We start from the raw sequence: 17,695 nt of genomic DNA on the forward strand, positions 1-17,695 counted from the left end.
CTCTACCAACTCACAAAAAAGGGATCCCTGGACAAGCCAAGGGATCCCTATTCAGCAGGTTATGGGCTGGCTACCCCGACTGAGAGGCTGTCGAGGCGATCACAAAGGCCGCATAGGTCAGCACATACCCCACCGTGAAGTGAGCCAGGCCGACCAGACGACCTTGAACAATCGACAGAGCTACCGGCTTGTCCTTCCAGCGGATCAAGTTGGCCAAGGGGGTGCGCTCGTGCGCCCACACCAGCGTCTCGATCAGCTCTTGCCAGTAGCCGCGCCAGGAGATGAGGAACATGAACCCTGTCGCCCAGACCAGGTGGCCAAACAGGAACATCCAGGCCCAAACCGCCAGGTTATTCATCCCGTAAGGGTTGTAGCCGTTGATCAACTGGGCAGAGTTGGCCCAGAGGTAGTCCCGCAGCCAGCCCATCAGGTAGGTGGAGTTCTCGTTGAACTGGGCGGTGTTGCCGCTCCAGATCCCCAGGTGCTTCCAGTGCCAGTAGAAGGTCACCCAGCCGATGGTGTTCAGCATCCAGAACATGGCCAGGTAGAAGGCATCCCAGGCGGAGATGTCGCAGGTGCCGCCCCGCCCCGGCCCGTCGCAGGGGAAGCTGTAGCCGAAGTCTTTTTTGTCCGGCATCAGCTTGGAGCCACGGGCATCCAACGCCCCTTTGACCAGGATCAACGTGGTGGTGTGCAGGCCCAGGGCAATGGCGTGGTGCACCAGGAAGTCGCCGGGGCCAATGGGCAGGAAGAGGAACCCATTGGGATCGTTGATGGCTTGCAGCCAGCCAGGCAGCCACACGTTGCCGTAGTTGGGCCAAGCCGTAGAGGCGATGCTATCCGGGTTGGACAACAACACGTCCATGCCGTAGATCATCTTGCCGTGGGAGGCTTGTATGAACTGGGCAAACACCGGCTCAATCAGGATCTGCTTCTCCGGCGTGCCGAAGGCCTGCATGACGTCGTTGTGGACGTACAGCCCCAGCGTGTGGAAGCCCAAGAACAGCGATACCCAGCTCAGGTGGGAGATGATCGCCTCCTTGTGATCCAGCACCCGCGCCAGCACGTTGTTCTTGTTGGCCTCCGGATCGTAGTCCCGCACCAGGAAGATGGCCCCGTGGGCAAACGCCCCCACCATCAAGAAGCCAGCAATGTACTGGTGATGGGTGTAGAGAGCCGCCTCCGTGGTGTGATCCATCGACATGAACACGTAGGGGTTGAGGGCGTACATGTGCTGCGCCACCAGCGAGGTCACCACTCCCAAGCAGGCCAGCGCCAACGCCAACTGGAAGTGCAGGGAGTTGTTGACCGTGTCGTAGAGGCCCCTGTGCCCTTCGCCCAGCAGGCCCCCGAAGGGGGTGCCCTTCGGCGGGTTGTGGGCGCCCAGGATCTCGCGGATGCTGTGGCCGATGCCCCAGTTGGTGCGGTACATGTGCCCAGCCACGATGAAGATCACGGCAATGGCCAGGTGGTGGTGGGCCATGTCCGTCAGCCACAGGGACTGGGTGTTGGGGTTGAAGCCGCCCAAGAAGGTGAGGATGGCCGTGCCCGCCCCTTCTGCCGTGCCCCAGACGTGGTTGGCCGTATCCGGGTTCTGGGCATAGGCCCCCCAGTTTAGGGTAAAGAAGGGCTTTAGGCCCGCCGGATGGGGCAGCGTGGTGAGGAAGTTGTCCCAGCCCACGTGCTGTCCGCGCGACTCGGGGATGGCCACGTGCACCAGGTGGCCTGCCCAGGCCAAGGAGCTGACACCAAACAGGCCGGCCAGGTGGTGGTTGAGGCGGGCCTCGGCGTTCTTAAACCAGCTCAGGCTGGGGCGGAAGCGGGGCTGCAGGTGCAGCCAGCCGGCAAACAAGAACACCGCCGCCAACAACAACAGGCCGATGGCGCCGGCGTAGAGATCGCCGTTGGTGCGCAGGCCGATGGTGTTGAACCAGTAGTAGAGGCCGGAGTAAGCCGCGTTGACAGGGCCGCCGCCTCCAGGTTGGGTAAAGGCCTCCACCGCCGCCTTGCCGAACTGGGGATCCCAGATGGCGTGGGCGATGGGGGTAACCCCCGTGGGGTTGGCCACCCATTGTTCATAGTTGCCTTGCCAGGCGATGTGAAAGACGTTGCCAGAAGCCCACAGGAAGATGATCGCCAGATGGCCAAAGTGGGTGGCAAACAGCTTTTGGTAAAGCCGCTCCTCCGTCATGCCATCGTGGGTCTCGAAGTCGTGGGCGGTGGCAATGCCGTACCACAGACGCCGAGTGGTGGGATCGCTGGCCAGGTCTTGGCTGAATTGGGGAAAACGAGTTGCAGTAGTTGCCATGGTTTTCTCTTCCTCCTTGCCTTAGCCGAGTGCGGCAAACCGTGCCAGGAAGAACGCCCACGTGGTGACGATCCCGCCCAGCAGGTAGTGGGCCACACCGACCGCCCGACCCTGGATGATGCTCAGGGCGCGGGGTTGGATGGCCGGAGCGACTTTCAGTTTGTTATGGGCCCAGACGATGGACTCAATGAGCTCCTGCCAGTAGCCACGGCCGCTGAACAGGAACATCAAGCTGAAGGCCCAGACGAAGTGGGCACCCAGGAAGAGCAACCCATAGGCCGACAGCTCCGAGCCGTAGGAGTTGATCACCTGCACCGATTGCGCCCACAGGAAGTCCCGCAGCCAGCCGTTGATGTTGATGGCGCTGGTTGCGAAGTTGCCGCCCGTGATGTGCTCGATCGTGCCATCGGGGTTGACGGTGCCCCAGATGTCGCTCTGCATCTTCCAGCTGAAGTGGAAGATCACAATCGAGATGGCGTTGTACATCCAGAACAGCCCCAGGAACACGTGATCCCAGCCGGAGACCTGGCAGGTGCCGCCGCGGCCCGGGCCATCGCAGGGGAAGCGGAAGCCCAGCTTGGCCTTATCGGGGATCAGGCGGGAAGAGCGGGCAAACAGCACCCCCTTGAGCAGGATCAGCACGGTGATGTGGATGGTCATGGCGTGGATGTGGTGCACCATGAAGTCCGCCGTGCCCAACACCATCGGCATCATCGACACCTTGCCGCCCACAGCCACCACGTCGCCGCCGAAGATGGGGCTGACCGAAGCGCCCACATAGGGAGCGGTGCTGGCGATGGCCTTAGTGTGCAGGGATTGAATCCACTGGGCAAAGATGGGCTGCAGTTGGATGCCGGTGTCCGAGAACATGTCCTGCGGACGGCCCAGCGCCTGCATCGTGTCGTTGTGGACGTAGAAGCCGAAGGCGTGGAAGCCCAGGAACAGGCACACCCAGTTCAGGTGGCTGATGATGGCGTCGCGGTGGCGGATCACCCGATCCAAGACGTTGTTGCGGTTCACCGCCGGGTCATAGTCGCGAACCATGTAGATGGCCCCGTGGGCAGCGCCGCCAACGATGAAGATGCCGCCTATCCACATGTGGTGGGTAAAGAGGGAGATCTGGGTGGCGTAGTCGATGCCCATGTAGGGGTAGGGGTTCATGGCGTACATGTGCTGCGCCACGATGATGCTCAGGGATCCCACCATGGCCAAGTTAATGGCCAGTTGGGCGTGCCAGGAGCTGGTCAGCACTTCGTAGAGACCCTTGTGGCCCTCGCCGGTGAAGGGGCCCTTGTGGGCTTCCAGGATCTCTTTGATGGAGTGGCCGATGCTCCAGTTGGTGCGGTACATGTGGCCGGCCACGATAAAGAGCACGGCAATGGCCAGGTGGTGGTGGGCCTGATCCGTCAGCCAGAGGGCGCCCGTTTGCGGATCCAGGCCACCCTTGAAGGTGAGGAACTCCGCGTACTTGCCCCAGTCCAACGTAAAGAAAGGCACCACCCCGCTGAAGAGGCCCCAATCCACGCTGGGGAACATCTCCTTCATCAGGGCCGGCTTGAGGATGAACTCGTGGGGCAGAGGGATCTGAGCCGCCGGCACGCCCGCATCCAACATCTTGTTGATGGGGATGGCCACGTGGATTTGGTGACCGGCCCAGGCCAGCGAGCCCAGCCCCAGCAGGCCCGCCAGGTGGTGGTTAAGCATCGACTCCACGTTTTGGAACCACTCCAGCTTGGGAGCCCGCTTGTGGTAGTGGAACCAGCCGGCGAACAGGCAGAGGCCAGCCATCACCAGACCGCCGATAGCGGTGCAGAGGAGTTGAAACTCATTGGTGATGCCGGCAGCTCGCCAGAGGTGGAATAGACCCGACGTGATGCGGATCCCTTCAAAGCCGCCGCCCACATCGCCGTTGAGGATCTCCTGGCCGAAGATGGGCCAGACCACTTGGGCGCTGGGCTTGATGTTAATCGGATCCGCCAGCCAAGCAGAATAGTTGGAGAACTGAGCTCCGTGGTAGTACATGCCGCTCAGCCAGACAAAGACCACCGCCAGGTGGCCGAAGTGAGCGGAGAAGATCTTCCGAGAGACGTCTTCTAAGTCGCTGGTGTGACTGTCGAAGTCATGAGCAAGAGCATGGAGGTTCCAGATCCAGGTCGTGGTCTTGGGCCCACGCGCCAGGCTGCGATCGAAGTGCCCCGGCTTGGCCCACTTCTCAAATGAGGTGGGGACCGGATCGATATCCACCGAAACCTTGACCTTTGGCTCTCGCTCCTTTGGCGTAGTTGTCATCAAGAACTCCTCTCTTGCGACAAGGAACGAAGCGCTCCCGCCTGTCTGCAGCCGTGAAGCTCGGGGATCTCTCCCAAGGCGGGATTTACCTGGCATTATAGGTCAGCCTTTGTAACCCCCCCGTCGCTTCACAATAATTAAACCAGGGATCCCTTGCCCTATCGGAGTTAGGGTTGCTTGGCAATCGTTTCTCCAATAAAGATGTAAATATATGTAACGAACTTTCACCAACCCAAGCTGTGCCCATGAAAGGTTGGAACTGGGCAACAGGCAGCGCGGCGGGGCGGCGCCTAGCTCTAGGGGTGGCAACCCGAGCAAAGCCGCAAATGGCCGGGAAGGGATCCCTATATCTAGTTGAGCACTGAGGTTTGTCTGCTAAACTGTGGGCAATTTGCTGGCAGGTTCGGGCGATGGCCACTTCCACCTGCACCTTTTTGCACCTGGCCGATGTGCATCTGGGCTACGACCGCTACAACAGCCCGGAGCGGAGCAAAGATTTCTTTTTGGCCTTTCGGGATGTGGTGCGCCGCCATGCCATCCAGAACCCGGTGGATTTTGTCCTCATTGCCGGGGATCTGTTTGAGCACCGGCAAATTCAGCCCGGTGTCCTCAACCAAGCCCAGATTGTCTTGCGGGAGCTGAAGCAGGCCGGGATCCCCGTCTTGGCCATTGAGGGCAACCACGACAGCCGCCCCTACGGTGTCAAGACCAGTTGGCTGCGCTACCTGGCCGATCACGGCGACCTGATCCTGCTGGAGCCGGAAGCAGGCGAGGAGGGTTTAGAGCTGCGCCCCTGGTCAGGTGGGCGGGGGGGCTATCTGGATCTGCCCTGTGGGGTGCGGGTGATCGGATCCCAGTGGTATGGGTCGGCGGCCCCCAAGTCGATTGAGCAGTTGGCGGCGGCCATTCGCCGGTTGCCCCCTGGCCCTGAGCGGGTGGTGCTCATGTTCCACCACGGCCTGGAAGGCCAAATTGCTCGCTACCAGGGCGCCTTGCGCTACCGGGATCTGCTGCCTTTGCGGGAGGCAGGGGTGGGCTATTTAGCCTTGGGACATATCCACAAAAGCTATACAGAAGAAGGCTGGATCTTCAATCCGGGATCCCTGGAGGCTAACAGTACTGCCGAGTGGGACTTTCCGCGGGGAGCCTACCGCGTCCGCTGGGGAGAGGGCCCGCCTCAGGCTGAGCTGGTGCAGGACTACTACCGGCGGCCTCACCGACGGATCTCTCTTGAGGCCAAGGGCCGGGAAACGCCCGAAGAGATTGCTGCAGCCGCAATTGCCTTGGCCAAGGGATCCGACCTTCCCGAAGGTGGGCCAGCGCCAATGGTGGAGTTTCGGCTGGCGGGGCAGGTGGGCTTTGCCAAGCACGAGTTGGATAGCCGCGCCCTGCAGCAGCAGATTCAGCAGCTTACCGGTGCCCTGCTGGTTCTCTTCCGCTTCGAAGCCACTACTTTGGAGATCGGGTCGGCTGCTCTTTCCCTCGAAGAAGAAGGGCGCAGGCTGCAAATTGAAGAGAAAATCTACAGGGATCTGCTGAGCAGCCATGCCCACTACCGCAAGCGCAGCGAAGAGCTGGCACGGTTACTCTTAGATCTCAAAGAGAAAATCTTAGAGGAGCAAGGCGAAGCGGAAGTGTACGCTCACCTGAGCGGCGCCTTTCTGGGGGAAGAAGACTGACCATGCGGATCCTCTCTTTGGCTCTGCAGAACTTCAAGTCTCATGAGGACGCCTTCTTCGAGTTTGAGCCCGGTATCAACGCCATTTGTGGAGAAAATGGAGCAGGCAAAACCAGCATTCTAGAGGCCATCGCCTGGGTTTTGTTTGACTACTGCCCCTACAACCAAGAAGAACTCATCCGCACAGGGGCCAGCGATGCGGTGGCTACTGTCCAGTTTATCTCCCAGTGGGATCAGCGCACCTACGACGTTCGCCGCAGTGTCAGGCAGGGATATCGCCTCTTCGATCCGCAATTGAAGCAGCGCCTAGATTACGAGCGCAAGGCAGATGTGCTAGCGTGGCTGAGGCAACATTTGGGTGTGCCCGCCGGTACTGATTTGGCGCGGCTCTTTGCTACAACGATTGGGGTGCCCCAGGGCACTTTCACAGCAGATTTTCTCAAAACCAGTCGGGAGCGGAAAGAAGTTTTCGACCGCATCTTGAAGGTAGAAGAGTACCAGCAAGTTGCAAAGGATCTGCTGGCAGTTGAAAAATACAGCGAGGCGCAAGTTCTGGCCGTCAAGCATCAAATTGAGCTGCTCCATCAACAGATGCAAGACTGGGATCCGCTGCAAGTAGAGCAGCAGAGAATCGAGCAAGAACTGAGCCACTGGCAGGAGCGCTTAAGCCACCATACCCATACCTTGGCCGAGGTGAAGCTGGAGCTGGAGCGGCTGGAGAAGCTGCTTGAGCAAATCCAAACGCTCGACCGGCAAATTGCTCAACTGGAGCAAGAGGGATCCCTGCTGGCAGTAGCCCTTGAGCAAGCCGAAAAGCTGTGGGCAGAGGCCCAGCGAGCGCAGGCACAACAACAGCACCACCAAGAGGGATCTCAGCGCTTTTTGGCCATAGAAGATCGGTTGCGGGAGCTGGAAAAGCAACGGCAGCAGCGCCTGGAGTGGCTGAAGCGGCGGGAGGCCCTGCTCTCGCAAAAGCAGAACCTCGAAAACCAACTGGCGAGGCTGCAGGAAAAACTCAGCCAACAACAGCGCTGCAAGCAGGAGCTAGAGGAGCTGGCTCCCCAAATTCAAGCCCAAGAGGAGCTAGAGCGCCGGCAAAGCCATTGGGCTCAGCAGCTCGACACCTTGCTCCAACTGCACCGCGAATGGGAGCAGCTTCAGGGAGAATGGTCAGCCCACGCCGGGCGCTGTCAACTGCTGCAAAGCCGCGTCCAAGAGGCTGAACAGGCGCAGGCCATCTGTCAACAGCACGAATCGGCCTACAGGCGTTATCTGGAGTTGGAGGCTTGGGTGGCAGAGCAAGAGGCGTTGCGACGAACACGGCAGACCTTGACAGCTCAGCGGGAAACTTTACGGCAGCAGCTCCACCAACTCCAACTGCGAGAATCTGAATATCGACAGCAGCTCCAACTCTTCCAGAAAATCGAGGAGGAAAAGCTACACCTGCAAACGCTCTGCGAAAAGCAAACCGTCCTGGAACAACGGTACTCTCAAATTGGCCAGAAGTTGGCCTCTTTTCAGGCCCTGCGCCTAGAGCTAAGACAGAGAGAAACAGAACAGGAACAGGGCCGGGCCCAGTTGGAACAGTTGCGGCTGCAGCTTCGACAGCGACAGGCCGATCGAGAGCACGTAGCCAAGATTCCCCTCCTGGAGGCTCAACAAGAGCGACTGCAAACTCAGCTCAGCCGCCTAGCCGCGGCGCGGCAATTTCAGCGGGAACTCCAAGCCCTTTTCGAGCAGGGCTCTCACCAACTGGCCCAGCACAACCGCAGCATTCAAACTCTTGTGGAGGAGCTGGCCGCTTGCCAACAGAGTTATCCGCAACTCCAACCTCTATGGCAGCGGATCCCGCAAGTTCTGGCCCAGTCTTCAGCCCTCAGCCAACAGTTACTGCAATCCATCCAACAAATCCTACAGGATCTTTCCCCCCAAACTTGCGAGCCTCAGCTACGCCAGCAACTGGCTGATATCCAGGAGCAACTCAAGACTTTGCAGCCCCTGCTGGGCTTAACGGCGCAGATTCCCGAGTTAGAAGCTCAAATTCAACAGTTGCTGCAATGGCAAAACGAACGCCAGAGCAAAATTGAGGATCTTCAGTGGAGCCTCGAGGCAGAGCCAGACTTTCTTCGGCAACAACAGGAAATCGGCCAAGCGCTGCAGGCACTGGGGGATCCCAGGGGGCAAATCCAGCGCCTGGAAAAGGAGCTCAACAATAAGCCGAGAGTTGAGCAAGAGTACCAGCAAGTTGTAGCCAGCATCCAGCAACTTCAACAACAGATACAAGCCCTAGAGCAGCAGCTTCAGCCCCTTGCCGATCTAGACGAGAGAATTGCCGCTTTACGGGAGGAGCAGAGTTGCCATCGCAACAGCTATGAAACCGTTATCCGTATGCAACCACTTGTCCAAAGTTTGCCACAACGAAAAGATGAACTGCAAACAGCTCAGTTGGCTCTAGAACAGATCCAGCAAGCTAAGCAGGAAAAACAAGCCCAAATTGATCGCTGGGAGAAAATAGAGGGATCCAAAGATTACCTGCAAGCCCAAATTGTAAAAGCCGCCGAAACCTTGAAGTCCCTGGGGGATCCGAGAAGCCGGGCTGAGTGGCTGAAAGCGGAGCTCAAGCTGGAAAGACAGTACCTGCAAACGCAGGCAGGTTGCCTACAGCAAATCCAGGATTTGGAGGCAGCACTCCGCCCCCTCGAGGAAGCGCTGCTGCAAACCGAACACCTGGATCGAGAGCTGGGATCCCTGCAAGAACAGCGCGAACACTACCGAGCGGATCACGAGCAATATCTACGTCTGGAGCCTATTGCCAAACTGCTCCCCCAACGAGAACGGAAGCTCAGTGAACTGAAGGCGCAACAGCAAGCATTGCAAACCCAACTGTCCCAATTGCGGGCACAGCGGGATCCTTTGGCTTCCCTCTATCAGCCTCAGGAGCACCAACGTCTGCGCTCCCTTTTGCAGGCCACCGAAATTCAAAAGGCCGAGGCTCAAGCTCGCCTGGAAAGCCTTGCCCCTCAACTACAGAAAATCCAGGAAAGGTTACAGCAACTGGAGCGGGTGAGAGAAACCTTAAAACAAGTCGAGACGCAACGAATCGAGAAAGAGCGTCTGCATCGCTTCATTAAGTTTAGCCGAGATACCTACAAAAAGGCTGGTCCTCAAATTACCCAATACTATCTACAGCAGATCAACAACATTGCCGATCACCTCTTCCGGGAAATCCTCAACCGCCCCAATGTTGCCCTCACCTGGGAGGCCGACTACGAGATCCGCGTTCAAGAGGGAGGCGGCCCCAAACGACGTTTTGCCAGCCTTTCTGGAGGAGAGCAGATGTCGGCAGCTCTGGCAGTTCGCCTAGCCTTGCTCAAGGTGTTAGGACAGTTGGATATTGCCTTCTTCGACGAGCCCACCACCAACATGGACGCCCAGCGCCGACAGCGATTGGCCGAGTCCATTACCAATTTGCGCTCTTTTGAGCAGCTATTTGTGATCAGCCACGACGATACCTTTGAGCAAGTAACGGAGAACATCATTCGGGTGGAGAGGCACGCTGGCTCTGGCCAGATGAGGAGGGATCCCACCTATGGTATTTAGAGCTGACCGGGTTCTGGCAGTATTGCAGCAAAAGCGGGAGGCTTTCGTCACTTTTGATCAAGGGCTATCGGAGCGCAGAGAGGGATATCGGCAGGCCATGGAAAGATTGTGCCAGTGGTCGAGCGCAGAGATTGCCGAAAAAATAGCGCCCTTGGACTTTCCGGGTGCTCTACCTACTCAAGAGTGGGATCTTTACTCCAGTTGGTCAGTTCCTTTTGAACAGGCATGGACTAGCCATGAGGAAAGCGATGAATGGGCAAGGTCGATTATTAAAAATATTTCCACCTTTGCAGTAGATGGATCCCAAATCTATCCCAGCAAGGATCTGTCAATTCCGGTGGCCTTGGTGCAGATCGGCTGGTATGAGAATCATCACTGTGCCCAAGGCCTGTACGAAAAAGATATTCAAGTCGATGTACTGACTCCAAAGGATTTGGGATCCGATAGCAGCGGCGAGCCCAAAGAGCGCGTCGTCAACATGCGTCGCTTCCAAATGGAAACAGAAAAGCTGGTGGAATATATCCGGGGAGCTCAGCCTGGATCCCGAAAGTTGGCCTTTTTAGATGGGGCTCTGGTGGCTACCTTTGCGGAAGCCCTTGAGCCAGAAAGCCGAGATTTCTACGTACAATGTTTACTCCAGGTGCTGCGGGCCAGCGAGCAAAACCAGATCCCTGTTGTGGCCTACATCGACACTACCTATACCTCAGATCTGGTGACATTGCTGCGGCATTGCTTCGATCTTCCTGAAGCTCCTCAGCTTCACGATGCCCAACTCCTCAGCCCGTGGCTGGAGTGGGGGGAGCGCACCCCTTTTTTTATCTGTGCTCGCGGCGGCAGCCTTAACCCTCAAGATGGGATCCTCAACTCTTACCAAGAAATGCGAGAGCGAGTGGGATTTGTTTATTTGCGCACCAACGACAACTTTCCGGCCCGGCTGGAGATACCGGTTTGGGTTTACGAGGCAGGACTTTTGGACTGGGTCGTGGATCTGGTGCGCTGCGAGGTCATCATTGGTAGAGGCTATCCCTATGTGTTAGAGACAGCCGATCAAATAGCCGTTATTCGCAATGAGGATCGCAACCTTTTCCTGCGCCTGATGCAAGATTGGGCAAGCCGCGAGAAGCTCAACCTCAGGTTATCTCGGAAAACGGTGAGTAAACTGCAGCGGAGGCGAGTCCGATGAGATTGGGCAAGGTGGTTCGCTCCAACAATCACTGCGACTACGTAGTGCAGGTGGATGACGCCCTAGAAGTCAAAAATCCTCCCTCTCCTGATGACTTTGGCTTTGGCAGCTTTGTTAAGCTGGAGAATGATCAACGGCACTGGGCTGTAGGTCTGGTCTATAACACCCAAATTGTAAACCCGCTCTTTCCCAACTCCGGCCCGCGCCTCTCCAGCCAGCCGGATCCCTATTTTTCCCCCGATTTACAAAACGAGGTGCGCACGCTGCTTTCGGTGGTTCTCATCGGAGCTTTGGACGAAGAGCGGGGCTGTGGCCGGCAAGGGATCCCGCGCGTGGTGGTGCCTGTGAACACGCCCGTTTTTCGCATGAGCCAAGAAGAAATCCTACGTTTTCACCAAGATCCCCAAGGTCAAACCCAATTTTCGTATTATGGATTGCTCTTGAGCAGCGGCGGCAACTTTGCCGACCACCTTGTTTATCAAGTCTTGAATGATATCATACCCATGTTTTCCGATCCGGCTCAACGGCGGGCCCTGCAAATTCTAAGCAAAGAACTGGCCTGGAAAATGACCGTAGGAGCGATGCGCTGATGACCAAAAAAACTGTAGGGATCGCCCAGTCTCTTGACAATGGACACTATCCAAAAGCTGTCTTCTCCTCCGATGAAGAGGCCCCAGAAGTAATCGGCACTGTCAAGGGCCCCGGTGAAACCTCCAACCAGTATGTTTTTATCACCTCCAATACCCAAGCTGTAAGAGTAGGCGATTTTGTCTACTATGAGGTTCAGGATACCCAGTCCCAAACCCTGAAAATTCTCGGCAAGATCAGGCAAGTCCAGCTCTTGGATCACATTCCCGATCGCATCTTTGCCGACACCGAGATCGATCCCAGCACCATTGTGGCTTTGGTGGGCTTTACCCACCCCAACCCGGAAATCTACGCAGTTACCGTCGAGGTCATCGGCTATTTTCACCGCGCCATGGGCTTTATTAACCCCCGTCGCCCTCCGGATCCCGGTGCCAAAGTCTTTTTGGCCTCCAATCGTCTGCTGAAATCGATTTTGAACAAACGAGATGAAACAGCCGTTGGGGGCGCTCACTTGGGCAGCCTGTTGTTGCGCGACGAGGGAGCGGTGCCCGTGGTGCTGGATGTCAAGGAAATGGTTAGCACCCATCTGGCTATTTTGGCGGGGACGGGATCCGGAAAATCCTACACGGCGGGGGTCTTGATTGAAGAGCTGATGTTGCCCAAAAACCGGGCTGCTGTTCTCATTTTTGATCCCCATGGGGAATACCATACACTGGCAGAGATGCAGTCCCACCCCAAGTTTTTGGGCGAAGACGGCTACCGCCCTAAGGTTAAGGTTCTCTCCCCACAGGAAATCAAGATCCGCGTGTCTTCTCTCAACTTTTTCGATATCCTTACCCTCTTGCCAGAGACCACCGACCGGCAGAAATCTTTCCTAGAGAAAGCTTTCCGCAAGGTTACCCAGTTCAATCCACTACGTTGGACAATTCGGGATCTGATTGACACCGTCAACGAAGAAGATTCGGCAGAGGACGGATCCCGGGGATCCTCAGCCGCTGCTTTGGAGTGGAAGCTAGAGCAGATCGATCGCTCTCCCTACTTTAGCAATGTGGAACACCTGGCCCCCAAGGATTTGTTTGAGCCAGGGCAGGTAACCATTTTGCAGATGCACGAGATTAGCCAGGAAGAGCAGCAAGTCATTGCCGCCGCCATCCTGCGCCAGGCCAATTACGCCCGCATTAACACCCATAAAGGCAAGATCCAACCGGGGGATGAAAATTACCTGCCCTATCCTGTTTTTATCTTGTTGGAAGAGGCCCATCGCTTTGCCCCTGCCCACGAGCCCTCCCGCTGCAAGCAGGTGTTGCGCACCATTCTCAGCGAAGGGCGGAAGTTTGGCTTAGGAGTAGGTCTAATCACGCAACGCCCCGGCAAGCTGGACTCGGACATTCTATCGCAATGCATGAGCCAATTTTTGATGCGAATTGTCAACCCTTCCGATCAAGAAAATCTGCGCCACAGTGTTGAGGCTGCCGGACGGGATTTGTTACAGGAATTGCCGGCTTTGAGCAAGGGTCAGGTGATTGTCTCCGGCGTGTGTGTCAATACCCCTGTTCTGTGTAAAGTACGGCAGCGCTACACCCAGCATGGTGGCGAAACACTTGATATCCTCGGCTTGTGGCAAAATCACTTTCAGCCCCACCGACGACAGGATCGCGTAGCCCAATCTGCCCCTCTCAGGCCACGTTCTCAGCCTCAGGTGGTCGAGGGATTGAGCATTGACTAGAGATCGTTAAAAGCTGGGGTCAATTGGCAGCCGGCTATCCTGTCTATAAACGCTGAGCCAAAAAAATCTATGCAGCTTAGAATGGTTCATGTCCATGTCTAGATTGCAACGCTTCCCAACTGCTCTGGGATCCCAAGCTCTTTCCAATCAGGAGAGCTAAGAGTTGCCGCTCAAAAATTTGAGCGATGGTTTGCTACCGGTGGAGAAGAAAGTCGTGGTGAAAAAGCAAGCTCTTTGGCGAGGCTGGGTGGGCATTGCCGCTGTGGCCCTGCTGGGATCCGGCCCTGCCTATGCCCAGTTGCGGCTGATCCCTGAGGCGGCGCGGCAGGTCTACGAGGCCTTGCCAGATCTGCCTCTGGAAAACACCTATACCCCCGTGAACCCCAATGACGGCGGCCCCGCGCCTGAGGAAGATACCTTGGTGCGGCGGATGATGGTCTATCACTTGCAGGTGGTCGGTCGCTCTCCTACCGACCGCTTTGACTGGCAACTGACGCTAGCAGACTATCTGGACGCCAACGAGCCGATAGTTGCCCAGCGCTACCCCGGTGCCGAGCGGCTGACGGTCAACCCCTATGCCCAAGACAAGGCAGCCGTGCAAGCCCTGAGCCGGCAACAGCGACAGGCCCTGCTGCGGGAGCTTGTGCTCGCCTTCGGCGGGGATCCCGATCCCAAGCCCCTGTACATTCCCGCCGACTTGAATCCTGTCCCCGCTCCTGCCACCCCAAAACCGCTGGAACGCTTGCCGATTCCCGGCGCTGGATCCGCCGACCTACTTCGGCCCTAGAGGGAGTCTCCCCTCACCCCCGGCCCCTCTCCCAGAGGGTATCCCTCACCCCCAGCCCCTCTCCCTGAGGGAGAGGGGAGCTAGGATTTGACGTAGCGAACGGCTTATTCAAATGGTCACAGCTTTTTTGGGAAGTGCCCCCTTTAATCCAAAGTCTTTCCAGTGTAGTTTTCAATGCAGCGCAAGAACAGCTCTACCCCAATGCCGAGGGCAGCTTCGTCAAAGTCAAAGCGGGGATGGTGATGGGGATAATCTAGCCCTTTGGCAGGGTTGGCGGATCCCAGGAAAAAGTAGCAGCCGGGCACCTCGTTGAGGAAAAACGAGACGTCCTCGCCGCCCATGGTCATCTCTGGAATAATCGCCGCTTCTGAACCGAACAGCTGGCGGGCGGCTTGTTCTACCAGGGCTGCCATGGCCGGGTCATTGTGAACCGCCGGATAGCCCCGCTCGTACTGGAACTCGTAGGTGGCCCCATAGGCTTGGCAAATGCCGGCCACGATTTCTTCTATACGTCTTGCAAGCAAATCCCGCACTTCCGGCTGAAAGCTGCGCACGGTGCCCCAAATTTCTGCCCGGGGAGCAATGACATTGAAGGTGTCGCCGGCCCGGAAGCGGCCCACCGTCACCACCGCCGGCTGCAGCGGATCCACGTTGCGGGAGACGATGGTCTGCAAAGCGCTCACAATGTGGGATCCCACCACAATGGCGTCCACCGTCTGCTGAGGAAGAGCGGCATGGCCACCGCGCCCAATGACCTCGATTTGAAAGCGATCGGCAAAGGCCATCGAGGGGCCGCTTTTGACGCCAATGGTGCCCAGAGGTCGGTTGTTCCACAGGTGTAAGCCGAGGATGGCTTCTACATCTGGGTTCTTCAGCACCCCCGCTTCCACCATTGGCTTGGCTCCGCCGGGGCCTTCTTCAGCAGGCTGGAAAATAACTTTGACGGTGCCTCTGAGGCTTTGGCGGTGCTGCTGCAGCAGCTTGGCGGTGCCCAGGGCAATGGCCGTGTGGCCATCATGGCCGCAGGCGTGCATAACGTTGGGGATGGCGGAACGGTATTCGACCTCGTTGGCCTCGTGAATGGGTAGGGCATCCATGTCGGCCCGCAGCGCCAAAACCGGCCCTGGCTCTTCTCCCGCGATGGTGGCCACAATGCCGGTGTGGGCGATGCCGGTCTGGTGCGGGATCCCCCAACTTCTCAGGCGGTGGCTGATGTAGGCGGCGGTTTGCTTCTCCTGGAAACCCAGCTCTGGATACTTGTGCAGGTGGCGGCGCCAGGTCACCAACTCCGGCTGTAAGGCTTGAACGGCAGGGCGAAGGGCGGGAACTTCCATGGCTATCCTAAAAAACGCTTAGACAAGAGTCAGCCTGGGGAAGATCTTCCTTCCCGGTTGGTTTCCTAGAAGCTGTTTAGAGCATGACTCTAGTCAATAATAAGCTCAACTATACTGAAAATAATGTATAATATGTTCAGTACGGATTACTACCAGTTGATCTTTCTGTTTACTTTCGAGTCTGCCAACATGGTAGCCAAAGCAAAGCAGAAAATTGGTAGTAAGACGACACGGAAACTGCGCTTTGGGTATTCTACTCAAAGCTTTGCGGGATACCGCCATTCTGTTTGGAAACAAACAGAATGCTATCGCTGCATAGTTGAACAGTAATGTTCAGCAGTGTTCAGCGTAAATGTATCAGTTACATGTCGATTCCGTCCAGTATGGCAAAAGTTTTGCCAGGGCTGTTTCTCCCTAGGCCCACCGGGATCCAGTTTCTGGCGGCAGATCTTGCCAGCGGCCCGGCCCCACGGCGCGCAACGCCTCTGGCAGGGAGATAGCTCCTGAGTAGAGGGCCTTGCCCAGAATGGCTCCGGCCAAACCCGGCAAGCTCAGCAGGGCAAGCAAATCGGTGAGCGAGCCAATCCCCCCGGAAGCGATAACCGGCAGGCGGGAGACAGCCAGGATCTGGCGCAACTGCTCTAGGTTGGGGCCGGCCAGGGTGCCGTCCCGGCCAATGTCGGTGTAGATGATCCCGGCAGCCCCTTGGGCTTGGACCCGTTGCACCAGCTCGGTGGCGGCTAGGGGAGTGGTGCTCAGCCAGCCGCGGGTGGCTACCTGACCTTGGCGGGCGTCGATCCCCACCCAGATGCGTCCCGGCAAAGCCTGGGTCATGGCCTCCAGCAGGGCGGGATCCTCTACAGCCACCGTGCCGACGATCACCCGCTCCACCCCCAAGTCCAGCAACTGCCGCGCCCGCTCCAGGGATCGGATCCCACCCCCCACCTGTACCGGGATGGCCAGTTTGCGGACAATGTCTGCAATGATGGGCAGGTTAACCGGATCCCCGCTTTTGGCCCCGTCCAGATCCACCACATGCAGGCGAGGCGCCCCTTGGGTGGCCCAGATTTCTGCCTGCTGGACGGGGTCGGCGGCCACCTGCTCGGCTTGGGCGTAATCGCCTTGGTAAAGACGCACGGCGCGGCCTTGTAAAAGGTCGATGGCGGGGATCACCTCGAGAAAGGCACTGGCGTGAGGCATGATGGGATCCCTGGAGAAGAGCTTTTCCAGTATCGCCTGAGTATTGACACTCCCACCGCCTAAAGGCGGGGGATGCTTACGCAGTCCACAAAAGAACCCGCAACGGCGTTGTCAAAGCGCCTCTAGACAGTTCCTGAAGGCAAAGCCCCAAGGTTCTGCTGACTTTCTTAAGCAGGTTGGCGGCAGCATTCGCCTCAGCCTAGAGGGTCTCCACCCGTCGGGTTTTTCGCCATAATTAGGTAGCTCATCCCCATCTAGGAAGCTTGCCTGCGAGCTGTACGCCTCCTCTACCTCAATAAACTCCATGCCATAATGCCGACATAATTGCGCAATACGCTCCTTGAACCGACCTGTTGGAATGAAAACAAAGTTTTGGTTAAAACCGCATTCTTGTTTTTGTTCTTTGTTCCAACCTAAGTAAGCGATAGCGCGAGAGGGAAGTCAACGGTACAATCACTACAACCATGGTGTGGGGCTAGCGGTTGTTTATCTTATTTTTTGGCCAAAGAGAAGGAAAAAGGTGTTGGTAGGAGAAGTCAGGAAGAGGTTGTTTGAGCTATGAAACTATATCAACGACCCCCATCATGGGTAAGCGACTAAAGTGGCTAGCGCGCTTTTCCGGCGCGCACTCAAGTGCGGGGCTAGCAAGCTATCCTCTTGTGTTTGCCTTTGCCGGTATTTGGGAGCGCTGGCGCAGCCCACAAGGGGTGGAGATAGAAACTTGCGCCATCCTCAACACGCCGGCCATGATGGAGCCTTTCCACGAGCGGATGCCGGCCATTTTGACGGAAAACGACTACGACCTCTCGCTGGATCCACGGGTGCGGGATCCCAAGCTGCTGTTGCCCCTGCTCCGCCCCTACCCGGCAGAGGCCATGGCCGCCTACCCCGTCAGCACCCATGTGAACAACCCGCGCCACGAGGATCCCACGTGTCGTGCTGATACATTTACGCTGAACACTGCTGAACATCACTGTTCAACTATGCAGCGATAGCATTCTG

11 protein-coding genes and 2 pseudogenes are annotated in these 17,695 nt (G+C 57.5%); 9 read left to right on the forward strand and 4 right to left on the reverse strand.

The window, feature by feature from the left end:
* Positions 1–70: 70 nt before the first annotated feature.
* Together psaB and psaA are read right to left on the reverse strand one after the other, a co-directional pair.
* The gene (gene psaB, locus SYN60AY4M2_RS09580) at positions 71–2,308 is read right to left on the reverse strand and encodes a photosystem I core protein PsaB (protein WP_099812799.1); all 2,238 of its coding nucleotides are present in this window, start codon (positions 2,306–2,308) and stop codon (positions 71–73) included.
* Between the two features lie 21 nt (positions 2,309–2,329).
* Positions 2,330–4,597: a photosystem I core protein PsaA gene (gene psaA, locus SYN60AY4M2_RS09585; protein WP_099812800.1), complete on the reverse strand. Its 2,268-nt coding sequence runs from the start codon at positions 4,595–4,597 to the stop codon at positions 2,330–2,332.
* Positions 4,598–5,007: 410 nt separating this feature from the next.
* Between psaA and SYN60AY4M2_RS09590 the strand changes: the two genes are divergently transcribed.
* The 6 genes from SYN60AY4M2_RS09590 (at position 5,008) to SYN60AY4M2_RS09615 (ending at position 14,159) form a co-directional block, all read left to right on the forward strand.
* Entirely contained in the window at positions 5,008–6,276 is a 1,269-nt protein-coding gene (locus tag SYN60AY4M2_RS09590) for a DNA repair exonuclease (protein ID WP_099812801.1), read from the forward strand.
* Positions 6,277–6,278: 2 nt separating this feature from the next.
* On the forward strand, positions 6,279–9,875 hold the full coding sequence (locus SYN60AY4M2_RS09595) for an AAA family ATPase (RefSeq protein WP_099812802.1): 3,597 nt from the start codon (positions 6,279–6,281) through the stop codon (positions 9,873–9,875).
* A 97-nt stretch (positions 9,876–9,972) separates the two neighbouring features.
* A complete protein-coding gene (locus SYN60AY4M2_RS09600) occupies positions 9,973–11,058 on the forward strand; it encodes a DNA double-strand break repair nuclease NurA (RefSeq protein WP_228375337.1) in 1,086 nt (361 codons plus the stop codon).
* A complete protein-coding gene (locus tag SYN60AY4M2_RS09605) occupies positions 11,055–11,648 on the forward strand; it encodes a hypothetical protein (RefSeq protein WP_099812803.1) in 594 nt (197 codons plus the stop codon). Before SYN60AY4M2_RS09600 ends, SYN60AY4M2_RS09605 begins: the two co-directional genes overlap by 4 nt.
* On the forward strand, positions 11,648–13,372 hold the full coding sequence (locus tag SYN60AY4M2_RS09610; RefSeq protein WP_011431309.1) for an ATP-binding protein: 1,725 nt from the start codon (positions 11,648–11,650) through the stop codon (positions 13,370–13,372). Before SYN60AY4M2_RS09605 ends, SYN60AY4M2_RS09610 begins: the two co-directional genes overlap by 1 nt.
* A 163-nt stretch (positions 13,373–13,535) precedes the next feature.
* A complete protein-coding gene (locus tag SYN60AY4M2_RS09615) occupies positions 13,536–14,159 on the forward strand; it encodes a hypothetical protein (protein WP_228375336.1) in 624 nt (207 codons plus the stop codon).
* Positions 14,160–14,302: 143 nt separating this feature from the next.
* On the opposite strand, the gene SYN60AY4M2_RS09620 is transcribed toward SYN60AY4M2_RS09615, so the two are convergent.
* Positions 14,303–15,493, reverse strand: coding sequence for a M20 family metallopeptidase (locus SYN60AY4M2_RS09620; protein ID WP_011431307.1), 1,191 nt, complete (start codon positions 15,491–15,493; stop codon positions 14,303–14,305).
* Positions 15,494–15,628: 135 nt separating this feature from the next.
* Here SYN60AY4M2_RS09620 and SYN60AY4M2_RS14785 point away from each other — a divergent pair.
* Positions 15,629–15,812, forward strand: a pseudogene (locus SYN60AY4M2_RS14785) (hypothetical protein); the annotation flags it as partial.
* A 95-nt stretch (positions 15,813–15,907) separates the two neighbouring features.
* On the opposite strand, the gene hisA reads toward SYN60AY4M2_RS14785, so the two are convergent.
* Positions 15,908–16,693: a 1-(5-phosphoribosyl)-5-[(5-phosphoribosylamino)methylideneamino]imidazole-4-carboxamide isomerase gene (gene hisA / locus SYN60AY4M2_RS09630; protein ID WP_011431306.1), complete on the reverse strand. Its 786-nt coding sequence runs from the start codon at positions 16,691–16,693 to the stop codon at positions 15,908–15,910.
* Between the two features lie 424 nt (positions 16,694–17,117).
* On the opposite strand from hisA, the pseudogene SYN60AY4M2_RS09640 reads away from it, so the two are divergent.
* A pseudogene (locus tag SYN60AY4M2_RS09640) lies at positions 17,118–17,252 on the forward strand (IS200/IS605 family transposase); the annotation flags it as partial.
* A gap of 100 nt (positions 17,253–17,352) precedes the next feature.
* Entirely contained in the window at positions 17,353–17,688 is a 336-nt protein-coding gene (locus tag SYN60AY4M2_RS09645) for an SOS response-associated peptidase family protein (RefSeq protein WP_240527810.1), read from the forward strand.
* Positions 17,689–17,695 lie beyond the last annotated feature (7 nt).

The sequence above is a fragment of the Synechococcus sp. 60AY4M2 genome (genome assembly GCF_002760375.1).
In the GTDB taxonomy this organism is placed as follows: domain Bacteria; phylum Cyanobacteriota; class Cyanobacteriia; order Thermostichales; family Thermostichaceae; genus Thermostichus.